Below are 19036 nucleotides of genomic sequence, written 5' to 3'. Positions count from 1 at the left end.
CGGCAAACGGACATTCCGTCCGCATGTGCGTCGCGTCGTACACGACAGTCGCGCCCGATGCTGAACCAGAGAGCGGCCAAACCGCGCCCGGATTGACCGCCCCATTTCATCCGCACCTGAATCTACACCCCGTTTCGAGATGACCTTGTTACCAAAAGATAATCCTGAATCAGTCGGTTACGCTGCCCGTGGCTCCGCGCTGCGCGCTTTTGACCACTGAGATTTGATTATCTCCGACCATTCCCGTCAATCAGTGGCAAATACTACTTTTCCGCAAGATTGATACGATTGATTACCCGCGATTTTCACCGAAATCTCCCAAAAGTGCGTGGGACCGCGCGTCCGGACCGCATAATCGCGCGCGCCGACGGGTCGCCGCATCGCCTTGCGCCGGCGCGCGGGCCGCCCGGCCGTTACACGTCGTAATCACGGACATCGCGCCGCGCAGCCTCTTTTCGGCGAATTCCCCGCCGACAGGCTCGGGTGCCGGGCACCGGGCATCGGACGCACGCCCGCGCGCCGTGCGGTGCAGCATGACGGCCCTCCCGGCGCGATCGGCCACCGCGCACGTCTCGACCGGAAGCAAACGCACCGGCCGATCACCACGACGGTGCAAGCGCGCGACCGGCCGGTCGCGAACCACCGCAATCTTCGGTCCCGCGTCCCGGTGACCCGGTGACCCGTTTTGCGCGCGATGTCGGCCGCGCTTCATTGCAGGCCGCCACGATGAAGCAATTATGAAAAGGCACCGGCCGCGACGGTGTGTGCTACCGCACATTGCGACGCTCCGGTGACGCGCACGTCGCGTCGTATCCCGCGCCGGGCATGCAAATCCGGAGCGTGAGTACGCTTTCGAACAGACCGCCACACCCCGCATCCGGATGATGAAGATCGCCGCGCCGCACGGAACGATCGCGTCCGTGCGGCGCGGCGTGCCGAAGGCATCACGCGAGGACCGCATCATGGAATGGCATTGTTGTGAATTCGAACACCTGAGCGCCGTCGATCTCTACGCAATCCTGCGCGCGCGCAACGCCGTGCTGGTGGTCGAGGATGCGCACACGCATCTCGACATCGACGGCAAGGACGCGGGCGCGCTGCACGTCTATGCGAGCGTGCGCAACGGCGACACGACGGAAGTCGCCGCGTACGCGCGCATCCTGCCCGGCGACGACATCGATCCGGACGTCGTGATCGACAAGGTGCTGACGAGCGAAAGCTGCCGCGACGACGACACGCTCGAACGCCTGATCGGGCGCGCGCTCACCGCCGCACAGGCCGCATGGCCGGACACCGCGGTGCGCACGCACGTCCCCGCGCCGCGTCAGGCGTTCTACAAACAGTTCGGATTCCGCAAGGCCTACGGCCCGTATCTCGAACAGGGTGCGCCGTTCGTCGGCCTGGTACGGTCGGCCGACCGTGCAGCCGGCGCGCTGCGTCACCTGCTGTCGCGGGCCGTTTCGGTCTCGCGCAACGACGACGCGCGCGCCGACGGCCGCGCGCGCGCCCGGCTACCCGCCGATACCGGAGCGAACCGATGACCCCTACCCTTCGCCCGGTTCCAGAGCCCGATCTGCCGAGCATCCTGCCGGTGATTCTCGCCGGCGGCTCCGGCACGCGGCTGTGGCCGCTGTCGCGCGAGCAGTATCCGAAGCAACTGATCGAGCTGGTCTCGAACGAGTCGCCACTGTCGGCGACGGCGCGCCGCCTGAACGGCATCGCGAACGCGTCGCTCGGCGATACGCTGCTGCTCGTCTGCGGCGAACAGCATCGCTTCATGAGCGCCGAGCAGGTGCACGGCCGCTCGGCGCCCGCCCGCATCCTGCTGGAGCCGGCCGCGCGCAACACCGCGCCCGCGCTGACGCTGGCCGCGTTCGACGCGAGCGCGCTCGCGGACGACCCCGTGCTCGCCGTGATGCCGGCCGATCACGTCATCGTCGACGTCGGCGCGTTCCAGGACGCGATCGCACGCGCGGCGCGCTATGCGCAGGAAGGCGCGATCGTCACGCTCGGCGTGCTGCCGCGCCGCGCGGAGACGGGCTACGGCTACATCCAGGTGGGCGAGCCGCGCTCGGGCCGCCACGGCAGCCAGGGCGGCTACGCGATTGGGCGTTTCGTCGAAAAACCCGATGCGGCGCTGGCCGAACGCTATCTGCAATCGGGCGATTACTGGTGGAACAGCGGGATCTTCGTCACGCGCGCATCGGTCTGGCTGAAGGCGATCGGCGCGCTCGCGCCGGACATCCACGCCGCCTGCGAGAACGCATGGCGCGCGGGCGTCGCCGACGATCCGTTCTTCCGGATCGATGCGGCGGCCTTCGACGCGTGCCCGTCGGATTCGATCGACTATGCGGTGATGGAGCGCCTCGCGCAACACGGCGAGCTCGGCATCGAAGGCATCGTGGTGCCGCTCGCGGCCGGCTGGTCGGACGTCGGCACGTGGGACGCGATCTGGGAAATCATGCCGAAGGACGATCAGGGCAACGTCGCGCGCGGGCCGATCGTGTTCGAGGATACGCAGGACAGCCTCGTGCGCTCCGAAGGCCGCCTCATCGCGTGCGTCGGGATGAAGGACGTCGTCGTGATCGAGACGGCCGATGCGGTGCTGGTCGCGAACAAGCACGACGTGCAGCGCGTGAAGAACATCGTCGCGCGCCTGAAGACCGACCAGCGCCCGCAAGCGAGCGAGCACCGCAAGGTGCAGCGGCCGTGGGGCCATTACGATTCGATCGATTTCGGCGAGCGCTTCCAGGTGAAACGGATCGTCGTCGAACCCGGCAGGCAGTTGTCGTTGCAGATGCATTATCACCGTGCCGAGCACTGGATCGTCGTGCGCGGCACCGCGAAGGTCACGCGCGGCGCCGAGACGTTCCTGCTGTGCGAGAACGAATCGACGTATATCGCCGTCGGCGAAGTGCATCGACTCGAGAATCCCGGTCGGATTCCGCTCGAAATCATCGAGGTGCAATCGGGCAACTATCTCGGCGAGGACGATATCGTGCGGTTCGACGATCAGTACGGGCGGGCGGTCGTCGGGACGGTTCAGCCATCGTCAAGGACGACTTCCGCGCAACCCGCGCCGGTCGTATCGCTCTCGGCCGGAGAACCAGGTTAGCCCGACGAGCGTCGGACAGGTGCATGCGAATCGCGCCGGCGCGTTGGCCGCGCCCCGCACGATCAATCGGCGCCGCGTTGGGACCAGCGCGCCCGTCTGACGGATTCGCGCACGCGTGGCAGCAGTGACGTATCGGCGCCGACGGCGTCGGGCGCGCCCGGCCGAGACAGGCGCGTGCTCGTGCACGGCGCGCCCCTTGCCCGATGGTTCGCGGCCGGGCCCGCGGACGCGCCGGCTGCGCAATCCGGTTCAGGTCCGACCCGCACCGGCATGCCGCCGATCCCCGACAGCTGATTGTCCGCCAGCCGTATGTCCGACACGTTGCCCCACAACCGAATGCCATCGAATCGCGCATTCGAAACGCGATTGCCGATCACGGTCACGCGCGACACCGAACCGGACCACGTGCTGACCTCGATCGCCGCTTGCTGCGTGAGCGGACGCGAATCGGTCCGACCTGTCGCCGTCTGGATATCGGCAATCACGTTGCGCTCGATCCGGACGTCAGACGAGCCGACCGTGCGGTTGCTGTCTTCCTGCGCGACGAGAATCCCGGCGCTGACCTGCACGTTGCGCACGATGTTGTCTGAAATCGTCACGTTCGCGCCGCCGACGACGGTGATGCCACGGCCCCACGGGTTGCCCTCCAGGGAGTTGCCGGTAATCATCACGTTGCGGGTCAGCACGCCTTCCGCCTGGTAGCTCACCACGGCGATCATGTCGTCGCCCGTCCCACGCACGACGTTGCCCTGCACCAGCACGTTGTGCGAACCGTGCGTCATGTGAATGCCGTCCGCCAGCGTCGACAGCACCTCGTTGCCGACGATCGCGACATCCGCACCGCCGAACACGAAAATGCCCGCGCCCGCGCCGCCGTCGACGATGTTGTCGAGCACCTGCACGTCGCGCCCCGTTACCTCGATCTTCGTCGACTCCGGCGTCGTGAGACGCGTGGTGCCGGTTCCCGTGAGCCGGAACCCGACGAGCGTCGTACCGTTGCCGCGCAACTCGATCGTCTGATCGTTCGGCGCTGTCGCGATCAGCGTCGCGCCGAATCCCGTCAGCACCACACGTGCCTGCCGCACGACGAGCGACCGGCCGACGACATACCGCCCCGGTGCGAATACGAGCCGTTGCCCCGGCCGCAGCGCGTCGAGCGCGCGTTGCAGCGCGTCGCCCTGATCGGCCGCGGCGGGGTCCGGACGCACGTACGCGTCCGGTACCGCCGCATCAAGCGCGGCCGGTTGGGTTGCGGAGGTGGCGGGCGCGGCGAGTGCCGGCCACGATAGCGCGCCCGCCATGCACATGCCGGCGACCACAATGCGCAACAGGCGTTGCAATTCATGCATATCGTATCGTTCCCTGGCAAGTCTTCGTGCACGTCGAACCGCACGTATTGACGGCCGGCTGCATGGCCTGTCCGCCAAGCCGACGAAAGCGGCGACGCTCCAACCTTGATTAGATCAGCGGCTCCGAACGGCTTCGGTGCGTCATCAGACCATGCGCTCCAGTACTGCATCGACGACGCGATATGCCATACGCGCGCGCATTCCCGAACGGTAGGCTCGCGAACTGTGCGCAGCCGCGCGATCCGTATCATGACCCCGATCGTCCGCGCGCCCGCCCGACTTCCGCACATGACCGACCTGACCATCGCAATCTGCAACTACAACCACGGCAAGTACCTGCGCGACGCGATCGACTCGGCGCTCGCGCAGACCGCGCACGGCGTCCGCGTTCTGATCGTCGACGACGGGTCGACCGACGATTCGCGCGACATCATTCGCTCGTACGGCGAGCGCATTGCCGCGGTGTTCCAGGAGAATCGCGGTCAGGTTGCCGCGTACAACCGCGCGCTGGAGCACGTCACGTCGCGCTACGTCATCCTGCTCGACGCGGACGACCTGCTCTATGCCGACGCCGCGGCACGCGTGCTCGCCGCGTTCGCATCCGGCGATTTCGTGAAGGTCCATTTCCGGCTCGACGTGATCGCGCACGATGGCGCGCGAACCGGCGCGAGCGTGCCGCAGTCGGTGGTCGATACGGATTGCGGCCGCCTGTTGCGCGCGGGCTGGCTGTACCCGTCGCCGCCTGCATCGGGCAATGCGTACCTGGTCGCTGCGCTGAAACGCATTTTTCCGGTGCCCGTCACTGCCGACAATCTCCATGGCGCCGATTTCTACGCGATCTACGGCATCGCGCTGCTCGGCGCCGTCCACATGATCGATGCGACGCTCGGCGGCTATCGCATGCACCAGCAGTCGAACGCAAGCGCGGCCGACGGCCCGGCCCTCGCGCTCGCCAACTCGGAAGACGCGGCAACCGGTGCATTGAAGGCCGAACGCCGCTGGTCGATCCTGCGCACGCTTGCCGGTACGCAGTTGCGGGAAGCGCTGCCGATGGCCCCGCTCGACTTCGCCATCGAGAAGGCGCGCTTCGCGAGCACGCTGTATCGCGCGCCGCTCGCGCGGCGCTGGCGCTGGTTCCTGTGCGAATCGGGACGCTACTGGCACACCGTGCTGCGCAACCCGTTCTGGCGCCCGGCCAAGAAGGCGGCGGTCACCGTGTTGTCGCTCGCGTGTTTGCTGCCCTCGTCAACGCTGAGCAATCGCGCGATCCGCTATCTGTCCAATCCGCTCGCTCGCGTACGCAAGTCGCCCGACCAACGCGCCGGCGCGCGATGAATCCCATCCGGACGCGACTGCGGCCGCCGATTCGCTTGTTCGGTTAGCCATCGCACCGAGTGCGTGCGGCGTGCGCTTCACAATGGTCCGGACCAGTTGATGCAGGTGTGGCGCGTAGATGTTCGCCGCCACGTGGCGTATTCGCGCGATCAAGTCCGACAGACCGGAAACAATGGCGGAGGCGATCGTGCATCAATCAATCAGGAATGCGTAATTGATCGGACGTACGGTATGCGTGGCCCGCTGACGACTTGACGATACGCCGCCCCCATCGCCGCACTGGGTAACGAACAGCGCGACCGAATCGACAGACCGAGAGATGACCCAAGAAAAGATCGTTCATATTGCCGAAGCATTCGGCGGCGGCGTGCTGTCGATGCTCACCTATCTCGCCAACCATGCCGCCGCGGCCGGCGTGGACGTGACGGTGCTGCACGCGATCCGGCCGGAAACGCCGGCCGATTTCTCGACGCTGTTCCGGCCCGACGTGAAGCTGGTCTATGTCGACATGGTGCGCGAGGTCAACGTCCGGCAGGATCTGCGGAGCGTGCACGCGCTCGTCCGTACCCTGCGCGACTGCAAGCCGACCGCGATTCATCTGCACTCGTCGAAGGCCGGCGTGCTGGGACGTATCGCTGCCCGGATCGCCGCCCCGAATGCAACGGTTCTCTACTCGCCACACGGCCTGTCATTCCTGCGCTGCGACGTGTCGCCCATCAAGCAGTTCGCTTATCTGAGCTTCGAGCGCATCGCGGCGCGCATCGGCGGCACCATTGTCGCGTGCTCGGGCAGCGAGCTCGGCGAGATCAACGGAAAAGTCAGGCCAAGATCGGCGGTCCTGGTGGAAAACGGCGTGAACGTCGCGGAGATTCCGGCCCGCCGTACGCGCGACGACCACAAGGTCGTGATCGGGATGAGCGGCCGCGCGTCGTTCCAGAAGAACCATGAAGCATTCGTGCGACTCGCCGACATGTTGCACGGCGCCAGCGTCGAGTTTTTGTGGATCGGCGGCAACGCGGCCGAGATCCCGGATTCCGCCGCGCGCGAGGCCGTCGCATGCAGCGGCTGGGTAACCCGCGAACGCGCGCTGGCGCTGACGTCGGAACTCGACATCTATGTCCAGACCTCGCGCTGGGAAGGCATGCCGGTCGCGCTGATCGAAGCGCAGGTTGCCGGAATTCCGGCCGTCGTGACGAACGTTGTCGGCAATCGCGACGTGGTCATTCACGGTGTGACGGGCTATGTCGCGTCAACCGCCGACGAGATGGTCGAGTACGTGAGCGCCCTTCGCGACGATCGGCAGCTTCGCGAGCGGATGGGTGAAGCCGCGCGAAAGCGGGCCATTCAGCGGTTTTCGATGAGCGCGATCTTCCGGCAATGGCATGCGCTTTACGGACTCGGCACCGACGAGCCGCGCGTCGACACGCGCGAGTTCAAGCCGGTTGCAGCGGATCACGTCAAAGCCTGATTTCGATATCCCCTTATGGACATGATCTCGTTCAAGAAACCGAAGCCACTCGTATACAACGGCCGATTCACCACGCAGAAGACAACCGGGGTGCAACGCGTCGCACGCGAGCTGATCGCCGCATTGATCCAGTTTCAGCCGCAGGATCCGGTAACCGTGCTGGTGCCTCCGCAGCCGGGCATCGAGGTAAGCGGAGCGAAGACGGTCAAAGTCGGCTTTTACAAGGGCGTGGTGTGGGAACAGCTGGTGCTCCCGTTGTTCGCACGCCGCGGCCGCATCGTCAATCTCAGCAATTCGGCATCCATTTTCATCGGCAAGCAGATCATCTACATGCACGACGCGGCCGTATTCGACACCCCCGCGCATTTCTCCCGCCCGTTTCGCATGTGGTACCGGATCATGTTCTGGATCCTGGCGCGAACCTCCGTCTGCGTGCTGACCAACTCCTATTTCTCGCGGGATCGCCTCGCGCATCACTGCGGGGTTGCCGCGGAGAAGATCAGCGTCGTGCCGCTCGGTGCGGATCATCTCGACACCCTGGAACCGGACACCAGCGTGCTCGACACGCATGCGCTGACACCGAACCGGTTCGTGCTCGCGGTCAGCAGCATGAATCCCACCAAGAACTTCGGCCGGCTGATCGCGGCGTTCAGGCAGATCGACGATCCGTCGGTCGATCTCGTCATCGTCGGGATGCAGAACACCACCGTGTTCGGCAAACAGGACCTCATGGCGGCGGCGGAACCGAACGTCAAGTACGTCGGCTATATCAGCGACGAACAATTGAAGGCGCTGTATCAGAACGCCGCATGCTTCCTGTATCCGTCGATCTACGAAGGCTTCGGCATACCGCCTCTCGAGGCAATGCGCTACGGCTGCCCGGTCGTAGTCGGAAAATCGGCGGCCCTGCCGGAAGTCTGTGCCGATGCGGCGCTGTACTGCGATCCGTATTCGCAGGACGACATCGCGCGGAAATTGCGGAGCCTGCTCGATTCCGACGCACTCAGGGCCGAGCTCAAACGCAAGGGAAGCCTGCACGCGGAGAAGTATCGCTGGAGCCGAAGCGCCGAGATGATGAAGGCGATATTCGAGGGGCTGTAGGACATCCGTCGGGCTGCACGACGACCCACTGTCGCCCACCGCACTGTCCTGCGCATCGGCCCGCCATACAGTGAACGACTGTCCGATATCCCGGCGGTGCGGAACCTGACGGGCCGACCGCCCCTTCATCATGACTGCTCGCGAAACCAGCCTCGATGTCGCCCGCGGCGCGGGAATCATTCTTGTCGTATACGGCCACGTGCTGCGCGGTGCCGTTTCCGCCGACCTTGTGCCGACAGGCGCGGCCGACACGGCATTCGCGTGGAACGACTACGTGATCTACACGTTCCACATGCCGTTGTTCTTCTTCCTGTCCGGCCTGCACGTCTGCAGCTCGCTGCGCCGCGCGCCGGACGGCTTCTTGTGGTCGAAGGTCAGGACGATCGTGTATCCGTACCTGCTGTGGTCGATCGCGCAGGGCGCCGTGCAGATTGCAATGGCGTCGCACGGCACCAATCATCCGTTCACGCTGGACGACCTGCTGGCGATCGGCTGGCGACCGTTCGCACAGTTCTGGTTCCTGTACGCGCTGATGCTCTGCATGCTCGGCATCCGGGCTTTCGCGGCGGCCGTGCCGAATGCGACGCGTTCACCCATGCCATCGCGGGCGCGCGGCTGGCTCGCCGGATGCGCGGTGCTCGGGCTGGTGCTCGGCGCGGCGACGCAGTGGGGCATCCTGTCGATCACGCTGATGAACGCACCGTTCTTCGTGGCGGGCGTCCTTGCGTCGCAGGCGTTGCCCGGCTGGCTCGCGCGCAACAGCGGGCCAACCGCATGCGCCGCCACGGCAACGGCATTCGTCGCCGCAGTTGTATTCGCTCACAGCTTCGGTGGCGCGACGAGCATCTGGGCGCTTCCCGCCGCGTTCTCGGGCATCGCGCTGACGCTGCAACTCGCGCATCGGTATGCGTCGCAGCCGGCACGCGCGGCATGGCTGGCGGCAATCGGTTGCGCATCGATGCCGATCTACCTGACCCACATCTTCGCGATGGCGGCCGTACGGATCGTGCTGATGCGCGCCGGCATCACCGATCTCGCCTTACACCTCGTACTCGGCACGCTGGCCGGTGTCGCGATCCCGATCGTCGTCTATCTGGTCGCATTGCGGACAGGCTTCGCGCACATTGCCGGCTTCCCGGCGTGGCCAGGACGCGACACGGCGGTACGAACGCGTACCGCTTGAGCTTCAGGATCATCTCGAGGCCACGACATCCTGCGAGCTGCTATGCCGTTGCACTGCCGTCCCGCTCGTTCGTTTCCGCGGCGCGCGTCCCGCGTCCGGATCCGGTATGCCCGGAAGGCCCAACGCCGGCCGGGCGCTTCCCGAACCAATGGAACACGATGATCGGCAGCACGATCGGCAGGAAATTGCGTCCACTGAACAGATTCGGTGTCCGCATGATTTCCATCAGTGACACGTAGAGCACCGCGTGCGCGCAGCACCAGAATCCGTTGCCGCTGCGCCAGCCCGCATAGCTGCGGCCAATCATCCAGCCGAGCACGGCCGCGTCGAGCAGCCCGAACCAGCCCCATTCATAGAAGTGGACGAAGATCCCGGACGGATTGTTGAATTCCGGGTCCGCGTAGCTGTTCAGAAACAGGTTGAAGCTGTCGCTTGAATCGAACCACGGCTGGAACGTCGCGCCGATCACCGGAAAGCGCATCAGCCAATCGAACGTGAACATCGGATGGCCCTGCCCCCAGCCGAGCACGGCGAGCATCCCCGCACCGTTGTTCAGCGACGTCGAATAGTACAGGCCGAGCCGTTCGAGCGCGAAGTCGAAGATGTTGTCGTAGATGTTGACGTAATAGGCTTCCCATGAACGGTTGTACTCGTTCGCGATAAACAGCGCGAACAACAGCGGGATCGCCGCGTACGGCCCGAGCGTCAGCAGCCGCGCATACCGGCCGTGCAACCGGAACCGCACGACCATCAGCGCGAGCGGCATCACCATTTCGATCAACGCGAGGCGCTCCGCGAAGAGGAAGCTGCGCAGCAGCGTCAGCACCGCGAGCACGGCCATGTAGATCTTGTAGCGGTTCAGGCCCTTCACCGGTGTTCGGAACACGTAGAAATAGAGCGCGACGAACGGCGCCGTCGCCTGCGTGAACGAGCTCAACCCGGTGATCCGACCGATCTGCTGGAGCATGTCGTACGCGGTAGCCTGTCCGTGCAGGAATTCGAGCAGCAGCGCCGGACGCGCGATGACCCCGCTCATCATCACGAGATTGCCGAACAGCGCGAGTGCAAACAGGCAATCGAGCACGCGCGGCGGCACCTCGACGGGCGTTTCCGGCGGCCCGCGCCGCGTCCGTGCTTCGGTCGTCGCGAGCCACGCCGTCGCCGCCACCACCATCAGGAACAGCGCGCCGACGAACGCGTAGTAGCCGTCGAAATAGATTCGCGCGATCGACTTCTGGTCGCCCAGCAAGCTGAGCGACAGCAATCCGTACAACGGCAGGATGAACATCAGCACGAGCCGGGCCGGATCTTCCCACCAGTAGCCCGTATAACCGCCCGCCGCACCGCGCCCGCGCGCCATCCCGCGCAACGTCGCGAGGCCTCGCGGCCCGGCCCCAACCCTGCCCGCTCGCCGGTTCATGACGGGCGTTCCGCCCGTTGCCGCGACGCCATCATCCCCGTCAACCCGGACGTGGCCTGATGCGTGTTCGCATCGTTGTAGCCGTAGTCGTACCGTCCCGGCGCGCCCTTGTAGTCGTTCAGGATCACGCCGCGCACGCCGATATGCGCGTGCTCGAGCCGCCGCGCGCTTTCGTCGAGTTCCGTCAACGTCGTCACGCCGCTCCGCGCGACGAGGAACACGGTGCCCGCCAGGCGCCCCAGCACCAGCGCATCGGCGACCGGGAGCAACGGCGGGCCGTCGAGCACGACCATGTCGTAGCGAGACGCGACCCGCTCGATCAGTTCGGCGAGCGCGGGCTGCAGCAGCAGTTCGCCCGGATCGGGAACGACGTTGCCCATCGCGATGAAATCCAGGCCCGGTGCGACGCCGCGCTTGATTGCGTCGTCGAGCGTGTGGGTGCCCGCCACCACGTCGGACAGCCCTGGCGCACGGCTATAGCGGAACCGGTCGTGCAGCGAGCCCTTGCGCAAGTCGGCATCGATCAGCAGGACGCGCCGCTTCGCGGCGCCCACGAGCGACGCGATGTTGGCCGCGACGAACGACTTGCCGACGCCCGTCGTCGGGCCGGAAATCAGCACGACGGAATTCGATGCGGCGGGCATCGACAGTTGCAGCGACGCCCGGAAATTACGCAGGCTTTCGAGCGCCGCGTCCTGCCCCTCGGCCTGGGCCTGCGTCGCCAGCATGCGCTGGCCGCGCCGGCGCACCTTTGACCGCAGCTCCGCTTGTGCCGCGACGGCGCTGTGCGGGACCGTCGCGAACACCGGCAAACCCGTCGCCCACTCGATTTCCTCCGCGTCGCCGATCGTGCCGACGACACGCTGCCGGGCGACCACGATCGCCGCGCCCGCCAGCAGGCCGACCATCAGCAAGCCGACCACCGCGACCCCGCGATGCGGACCGATCGGTTGCTCGGCGACCTTCGCCGTATCGACGATCCGCACGGTGCCCGTCTTGCTGGCTCGCGCGAGGACCATCTGCTGGCGCGTATTGAGCAGGTTCGTGTACAGCGCGGTGTCGACGGCCACGTCGCGCTGCAGTTGCAGCACGCCCTGCTCGACGGTCGGCAGTTGCTGGATCTGCTTGCGGGCCGTGTCGAGCGAGCGCTGCGCATCGGCGAGCTGCGCATCGACGGCCACGATGGCCGGATGCTTCGGCATGAAGCGCGTCAGCAGTTCCTCGCGCCGCTGCTGCAGCGTTTGCACGCGCGTCTCGATGTCGACCGACTGTTGACGCAATGCCAGTGCCTCATCGCTCGTATTGACCGTCCCGTGCGATGCACGGAATGCGTTGAAGCGGCTCTCCGCCGCTTCCAGCTGCGCCTTCAATTGCGGCAACTGGCCGTCCATGTATCGGATCAGCTTGTCGGCCGCCTCGGACTTGCGCTGCGTGTTCTGCGCCAGATACGCATCTCCGATCGCGTTCAGCACGCGGCTGTCGTGCACGGGATCGATGCCGTCGAGCGTCACGCCGATCATGTTCGACTGCTTGCCGCGCTCCGAGATCAGCGCGTTCTTCTGCAGCCACGTCGTCGCCTCCTCGTCGCTGTAGCGCGTCAGGTCGAAGCGTGCGCCGGGCTGGCCGGCCACGTCGCGCACGAACACGTCGATCGGCCCTTGCGGCGTCTCGACGTGCAGCGGCTGGCCGATGCGGCCCTGCCATGCCGGTCCTTTCCGGCCGAAAAATCCCGTGCGCTGCAGCGTGTAGGCGCCGTCGTCGCCGACGGTCAGCGCGAAGCGCTTGCCGAGCAGGCGCTTGGGCACGTCGAAGGTCGGCACGTCGATGCGCTCGGTGCCATACACATATCCGCCCGGCAACGGCGACGACAACCCGTCGGCCGCGTTCACGAAGCGCCAGCCGATCAGCGGCAGGTAATGCGGCCGTGCGTCGAGGGCGAGGTTCGTGCTCTGGATCGCGCGGTCGAGCACCGCACGGGATTTGAGCACCTCGATCTCGGTCGATGCATCGGTCTTCAGATCGAACACCGACGACGGATCGCCGGGCGGCGACGTCTGCTTCGAATCGGTCTGGCTTTGCTCGACCTGGAACAGGATGTCGGAGCGGTAAACGGGGGCCGCGAACAGCGCATATAGGCCACCCGCGAGCGCGCCCGCGAGCGCCGTGCAGACGATCAGTCGCCGGCCGCCATACAGCATGCTCCAGTAGCGGCGCACCGGATAGGACGGCCGCAGAATGCGCCCGCTGTGCGGGTCAGGCAGGGTCGAAGTGTTCATACAGCATCAGTCCCGTATGGCGCGACGCACGGTCGCGGTCACGAAATCCGCCTCGGGCATCACGGCGAAATGGCTTTCGCCGTCAGCGCACCTTGCGCGGACGACGGAATCAGCAGGTTCACGACGCGGCTCCAGCGCACCAGCGACGACGCATCGACGAACACGACGTCGCGCCGCTCGAGCGGAAACTGGTCGGCGAGCGCGAACGACGCGGGCGAGCTGCCGTCGAGGTGGTACACCCGCGGGCGATTGTCGGGGCCGCGGCGCACGACGAACACCTGGCGCGCATCCGACGTGTACTGACTCACGCCGCCCGTGTCGCCGAGCGCTTCGCCGAGGCTCATCCGGCCGTCGGTCAACGTCAGCGTCGCGGGCCGCGATACCTCGCCGAGCACGAATACCTTCGCGTCGCTCGCCGCACGCACGCGCACGAGATCGCCGTCGCGCAACAGGATGTTCGACGGATTCACGCCCGCCGCGATCAGGGCAGGCAGGCTCACGTTCACGGTCGTGTCGCCGCGCGTCACCGAGACCTGCGACCGATCCGCCGTCGGGGTGAAACCGCCCGCGCGGTCGATCGCCTCGGGCAGCGTCATCGGCATGTCGTTGACGATCTGCAGGCCCGGCGTGCGCACCTCGCCGTCGAGATAGACCCGCTTGCTGCGGTAGCTCTGCACGCGCAGCGCGAGCTGCGGCTTGCGCACGTATTCGCCGAGCCGCTTCGTCAGCAGCGCGCGCGCCTGTGCCTCGGTCAATCCCGCCACGTGCACGAGGCCCGCGTACGCGAACTGAACGTTGCCGGTCGCGTCGACCGTATAGCCCGTCGCGACCGAGCTGGCGCCGACGCCATCGCCGCCGCCGAGCGTCTGTGTCGTCGGCAGGTTCAATTCGGGGTGGTCCCATACGACGATGCCCAGCACGTCGCCGGGGCCGATCGTGTACGGCGTCGGCTTGCCGAACAGCCGGCGGATCTCCGCGTCGACATTGGCCGACCGCCCCGCCTGGTGCTGGGCGACGAATGCCGGCGTGATCTCGATCAGATCCTCGCTCGACACGTTCTGCACGCCGTCGAGGCCGCCCGAACCCGATGCGTCGGCGCTCACGCGCGCATTCGCGTCGCGCTCCGCCGGCGCGCGGTAAGTCATGCCCGGCGACAGCGCACATGCGCTCAGCGCGCATGCGGCCGCCACGATCGCCATGCGCGACAGCCACGGTGCGCGACGGGCGCCGGGCCGCGGCGTGCCGCGCGTCGATTCCGGTTGCGTGGTGATTGACATGGTGTCCTTCCAAAACTGTGCGGTAACCCGCCGAACGCGGCGAATTCCGGCATTACGCTTGCCCAGCGCGGCTTGCATTGCAGCTTGCAGCCGCACCACCCTCTTCACCGCACGTCATTCCGTACGATCCGTCATGAACTTCTCTTCGTCGCTTGCGCCGTTCGTCTGCATCGTGTCGACCGGCTTCCTCTGTACCGCCGGTGCGCAAACGCTGTCCGGCATGCCTGCCGACACAGCGCCCTTCGCGTCGTCGACGCTCGTTGCGCCGGTGCCGCCACAACGCTCGGCGCAAGCCGCCGGCGCGAGCGCGGCCGCCGAACCCGCCGCGACTGCGTCCGCGGCTGCATCTGCGGCAACAGCACCCGCGATCGCTCGTTCAGCCGCGAGCGCCGCCGTCCAGCCCGACACGCGGGCCCGCATCGCGTTGCGCCGGCCGCTCGTGCCGACGCGGCCACATCGCGCGCAGGTCGCCCATGCGCCCGCCGACGACGTATGGCGCAGCGACACGTTGTACGCATCGCCCTACGCGAAATCACCCTATGCGGAGCCGGGCGATCGCGACTGACCCGTCCCGGCCGGTCATGCCGCGGCACGACCGTGCATGCATCGATAAGGGATTGGACACCACGGCGAACGGCGCGTCTGTGAGCGACCCCACCGAACGTCGATCTTCATACGAAGCGTGGATCGCGCCCCAAAGCGCCGACGCATGCGGCACCGCGCGCATCACGGGCTGCCGACCGATACGTTTGCGTACGATCCCGCAGCCGCTTCACGCGCGACGGGATCGGCAACGTGCACGGCCGGCCTCATCAAGTCGCGGCCGAGCGCCTGCAAGCACCGCTCGATCACGATGTCCGTGCCGACCGCGCCGTACACAGCGTGATCGACCTGCGGCTCGAGGTGCAGCCGCACGTGACGCGAGCATCTGAAGGCGTGCTCGATCGCGCCGAAGTGGCGCCGGACATCGTCGATGCCGGGATCGAGCGCGCCATATACCAGGGTCGTGCGGACATTGCGTTGCGCAAGCACGTGCATCACGCCGCGTGGGGTGCCGGCGCGCGGCTTCCAGCCGACGCGCGCGGCCGCCTCCTTCACCGGCACGCTGACTCGCGCGATCGCATTGGCGGCGACGGCGCGCGCGATCGGCCGCAAATCGCGCCGTTCGCGCACGAGGCGTTTCCACTTCTGCCAGTCGCGCACCGACAGCCAGTAGCCGCGCACCGAGTTGTTCCGCTGCTTCTGTACCGCGTCGAGCGAGAGCCCGGCCGGCCACACGAAGCGCGCCAGGTTTATCGCGATCACGCCGCCGAGCGACGGCGTCTTCACGGCCGCATGCAATGCCGCATAGGCGCCGGAACAGATGCCGGCCGCGACCACGTCAGGATGGCCGAGCGCACGCAGCCAGTCGGCGGCGGCCGCCACGTCGTCGCTCGATTGCGCCGAATACACGACGCATGACTGGTCGTCGAGCGCGGCCGCGCCGCTGTCGCCGACGCCGTTCACGTCGATCCGCAGCGTCGTGACGCCGGCGCGTGCGAGCGTCCGCGCGAGGCGCACGCTGAAGCGCCCTTCGCCGCTTCGCGGATTCGTCGACGTGTTCGCGATCACGAGCGCCGGAGCGGCGGGATTCGCCGGCCCCGTATCGGCGGGACGGCACAGTACGCCGACCAACCGGTCCGGCCCGACCGCGACGACCTGCTCGGTCATGTCGGTCATGTCGAGCGCGGCGGCCGATTCGCCGTTCCAGGGTGGATCATGCCGCCACATCGGGTCGACGCCGGCGGCCGTGCGCGGCACGCATTCGCCGATCCAGCGCGCGAGCGTGTCGATGGCGGCCAGCGGCAGGCGCGAGCGCGTACCGTCCAGCATCGTCGTCGACCATTCGCGGAACGGATCGGCCGCCACGTTCACACCCCGCGCGAGCAGCGCATCGCGCAACGCAGGTCCGTCCTGATCGGGCTGAATCAGCAGCATCGCGCGAGGCAGCCTCGGCGCATCGCGCACGACGTCGCACAGATCGACCGCCTTCAACGCGGCGACGAAATCGTCCGGAAAGCGGTGCCCGAGCACGTTCATGCAGGGCTCGTCACGATGGGCGATGCGAATCGCAGGCGACGTGACGTCGAGCCACTGGCGATGCACGAACGACAGCTCGCGAAGGTAAGCGCGTCCGCGCACGGCCGGCGCGAGCGCCACCAATGCGTCGACGCGCGGCGACGGGTGCTGCCCGTCGCCCGCGGCGGCCAGCATCGCGAACAGCGCGCCCGCGCGGATTCCGACGAGCGTCAGCGATGCGACACCGACCTGGTCGCGCAGCAGATCGATCGCATCGTGAATGCTGCCGACGGTCGCGGCGTACCGATCGGCGTCACGGTCGTCACCCGCGGAATCGCCGGTGCACGGATAGTTGAATCGCAACACCGTGACGCCGTCGCGGGCAAGGCGCTCGGCGATCGCCCGCATGAGCTTGTGCGTCCACGATGCCTCGTGTCCCAGCGATTCGCACAGGATCACACCTTGTGTCGTCTGTCCTTCGTGCAGCCACCCCACGCAGCTGCCGAACGTAATCGGCTTCAATCGGTACTCCTCGGATCGGTATTTTTATCGGACGCCGACACGCGTTCGGGCCGCTCCACCGGAACGAACGATCCACGATCGTGCGACTCGTCGATGAACGCGCGGCAGCGGCCCCCGCCGCGCCCCTGCGCGGCCCGCCCGGTTCCATGCGTTGCCCTGCTCCCCATGCCCGCGGGAGGTGATGTTGCGTGCCCGAGGCATCGTCGGGCGGTTTGCACCGTGAACCAAAACAGTGCGATCGATTAAAGCACCCGGTTCGAGCGTCCTTCGGTGCGGCAGCTTACAAATAGATTCATCGCTGTCGCGAGACGACAACGCACGACGACGCGCGCGGTGTCGGGACTCATGCCGCGCGCACGAACGGAATCCGCGAACGGTAGGCTCGCGAACATAGTCGTCCCGCGCGGCCCGTATCATGGCCGCCATACGATGTGATGTGGCCGTGCCCGGCGACGCCGGATGCGCCACCCACCCATGCAACCCGGGTCAGCGCCGACCGGATGCACGCGCGCACCACGGCCCCATGCGGCCGCACCGCGACACTCACGGCGCCGACCGAGCGAATGTCAAACCTCAAGAAGAATTTCCTGCTGCTGCTGACGCTGCAGATTTCGATGTACGCCGTGCCGCTGCTGATCGCACCGCTGCTGACGCACGCCCTCGGCCCCGAAGGCTACGGGCAGCTCGCGTTCTCGCTCGCCGTCATCGCGTATCTCACCAACTGCACGAGCTACAGCTTCGACCTGACCGCCACGCCGCGCATCGCGCTCGCGCGCGACAACCGCGCCGAACGCTCGCGCATCTTCTGGGCGACGCTCTACGCGCAGATCGGCATCGCGGTGATCTGCTTCGTCGTGCTCGTCGCGCTGACCTTTGCGGTCGAGCGCTTCGGCGAAGACCGCGACCTGCTGCTGATCGGGTTCGGGATGGTCGCCGGCGTGGCGTTCACGCCGGGCTGGTATTTCCAGGGAATGGAAAAGCTGCGCGCGCTCAGCATGATCCTGTTCGTCGGGCGCATCCTGAGCCTGCCGGCCATGTTCGCGCTCGTGCACAGCCCGGCGGACATCGACCGCGCGATGATCGTCAACGCAGCGGTGCCGACGCTGTCCGCGATCGCGTTGGCGGCCTATCTGTACCTCAACCGTGAAATCGACTTCGTGCGCGTCGGCGCGGCCGACATCGCCGAATCGCTGAAAGGCGGCTGGCAGGTGTTTCTGGCGTCGACGTCGATCGCGTTCTACGCGTCGACCAACACCGTGCTGCTCGGCTTCGTCTCGGGCAACGTCGCGGCCGGCTACTTCGCCGCCGGCGACAAGCTGATCCGCGCGGCGCTCAGCATGCTGCAGCCGCTGAAGGCCGCCACCTATCCGCGCATCAGCTACCTGATGCGGCACGCGCGCAACGACGCGTTCTCGTTCCTGCGCAAGCTGTTCGTCGTGCAGGTCGCGATGGTGCTCGGCATCTCGCTCGCGATTTTCTTCGGCGCGCCGCTCGCCGTGCGAATCCTGTATGGCCCTTCGTACGAACCGACGGTCCAGGTGCTGCGCTGGATGGCCTTCATTCCGTTCATGGCCGGCATGACCGACCTGTTCGGTGTGCAGACGATGCTGCCGCTCGGAATGAAGTCGGCATTCACGCGAATCCTGATGTCGTCGGGCATTCTGAACATCGTGCTGGTGCCCGTGCTCGCCAGGTATTTCGCCGAGCGGGGCGCCGCCGTCGCCGTGCTGATGGCCGAGGCCGCAGTCGCCGCGGCACTCGCCACCGTCGTCTATCGCGCCGGGATTCCGATGCCCGGCAGTCCGGTCGCTCGACGCGGCTAGCTGTGAAGCTTCAATAGGTTGTATCGATGGTTCATCCGGACTGAGTCTGGGAGACTGGAAGTCGCCAAACACCCAACCTTCCAGGAACCCAGCCGGATGAACACCCATA

General features: G+C 66.8%; 13 protein-coding genes. 8 read left to right on the top strand and 5 right to left on the bottom strand.

Annotated elements, in window-relative coordinates:
* The first annotated feature begins 962 nt into the window (after positions 1 to 962).
* The gene (locus tag HWX55_RS13760; protein ID WP_175976069.1) at positions 963 to 1541 is read left to right on the top strand and encodes a drug:proton antiporter; all 579 of its coding nucleotides are present in this window, start codon (positions 963 to 965) and stop codon (positions 1539 to 1541) included.
* A complete protein-coding gene (locus HWX55_RS13755) occupies positions 1538 to 3115 on the top strand; it encodes a mannose-1-phosphate guanylyltransferase/mannose-6-phosphate isomerase (protein WP_175976068.1) in 1578 nt (525 codons plus the stop codon). The genes HWX55_RS13760 and HWX55_RS13755 overlap by 4 nt, the downstream gene beginning before the upstream one ends.
* Before the next feature lie 62 nt (positions 3116 to 3177).
* Here the strand turns inward: HWX55_RS13755 and HWX55_RS13750 are convergent, their stop codons facing one another.
* Entirely contained in the window at positions 3178 to 4464 is a 1287-nt protein-coding gene (locus tag HWX55_RS13750; protein ID WP_175976179.1) for a right-handed parallel beta-helix repeat-containing protein, read from the bottom strand.
* Between the two features lie 288 nt (positions 4465 to 4752).
* Here HWX55_RS13750 and HWX55_RS13745 point away from each other — a divergent pair, with 288 nt between their 5' ends.
* The 4 genes from HWX55_RS13745 (at position 4753) to HWX55_RS13730 (ending at position 9551) form a co-directional block, all read left to right on the top strand.
* A complete protein-coding gene (locus HWX55_RS13745) occupies positions 4753 to 5799 on the top strand; it encodes a glycosyltransferase family A protein (RefSeq protein WP_175976067.1) in 1047 nt (348 codons plus the stop codon).
* Positions 5800 to 6118: 319 nt separating this feature from the next.
* The gene (locus HWX55_RS13740; RefSeq protein ID WP_124554161.1) at positions 6119 to 7267 is read left to right on the top strand and encodes a glycosyltransferase; all 1149 of its coding nucleotides are present in this window, start codon (positions 6119 to 6121) and stop codon (positions 7265 to 7267) included.
* A 21-nt stretch (positions 7268 to 7288) separates the two neighbouring features.
* On the top strand, positions 7289 to 8368 hold the full coding sequence (locus HWX55_RS13735; protein ID WP_175976178.1) for a glycosyltransferase family 1 protein: 1080 nt from the start codon (positions 7289 to 7291) through the stop codon (positions 8366 to 8368).
* Positions 8369 to 8498: 130 nt separating this feature from the next.
* Positions 8499 to 9551 (top strand): acyltransferase, encoded by a 1053-nt coding sequence (locus HWX55_RS13730; RefSeq protein WP_175976066.1) that lies wholly within the window; start codon positions 8499 to 8501, stop codon positions 9549 to 9551.
* 40 nt (positions 9552 to 9591) lie between these two features.
* On the opposite strand, the gene HWX55_RS13725 is transcribed toward HWX55_RS13730, so the two are convergent.
* Genes HWX55_RS13725 through HWX55_RS13715 form a run of 3 tightly spaced genes read right to left on the bottom strand, consistent with a single transcriptional unit; the run spans position 9592 to position 14524 of the window.
* The gene (locus tag HWX55_RS13725; protein ID WP_175976065.1) at positions 9592 to 10971 is read right to left on the bottom strand and encodes an oligosaccharide repeat unit polymerase; all 1380 of its coding nucleotides are present in this window, start codon (positions 10969 to 10971) and stop codon (positions 9592 to 9594) included.
* Positions 10968 to 13247 (bottom strand): polysaccharide biosynthesis tyrosine autokinase, encoded by a 2280-nt coding sequence (locus HWX55_RS13720; RefSeq protein ID WP_175976064.1) that lies wholly within the window; start codon positions 13245 to 13247, stop codon positions 10968 to 10970. The genes HWX55_RS13725 and HWX55_RS13720 overlap by 4 nt, the downstream gene beginning before the upstream one ends.
* Positions 13248 to 13306: 59 nt before the next feature.
* Positions 13307 to 14524, bottom strand: coding sequence for a polysaccharide biosynthesis/export family protein (locus HWX55_RS13715; RefSeq protein WP_050010859.1), 1218 nt, complete (start codon positions 14522 to 14524; stop codon positions 13307 to 13309).
* Here HWX55_RS13715 and HWX55_RS13710 point away from each other — a divergent pair.
* Positions 14523 to 15089 carry a hypothetical protein gene (locus HWX55_RS13710; RefSeq protein WP_244140563.1) on the top strand — a complete coding sequence of 189 codons (567 nt, stop codon included), beginning with the start codon at positions 14523 to 14525 and terminating at the stop codon, positions 15087 to 15089. The two genes, HWX55_RS13715 and HWX55_RS13710, sit on opposite strands and share 2 nt — an antisense overlap.
* A 161-nt stretch (positions 15090 to 15250) precedes the next feature.
* Here the strand turns inward: HWX55_RS13710 and HWX55_RS13705 are convergent, their stop codons facing one another.
* Positions 15251 to 17104: an alpha/beta hydrolase gene (locus tag HWX55_RS13705; RefSeq protein WP_175976063.1), complete on the bottom strand. Its 1854-nt coding sequence runs from the start codon at positions 17102 to 17104 to the stop codon at positions 15251 to 15253.
* 563 nt (positions 17105 to 17667) lie between these two features.
* Between HWX55_RS13705 and HWX55_RS13700 the strand changes: the two genes are divergently transcribed.
* Entirely contained in the window at positions 17668 to 18927 is a 1260-nt protein-coding gene (locus HWX55_RS13700; protein ID WP_050010854.1) for an oligosaccharide flippase family protein, read from the top strand.
* Positions 18928 to 19036 lie beyond the last annotated feature (109 nt).

Origin of the sequence: Burkholderia sp. BCC1047 (assembly GCF_902833155.1) — a bacterium.
GTDB classification, from domain to species: Bacteria; Pseudomonadota; Gammaproteobacteria; order Burkholderiales; family Burkholderiaceae; genus Burkholderia; species Burkholderia sola.
This window is presented reverse-complemented; position numbering and strand designations above follow the sequence as displayed.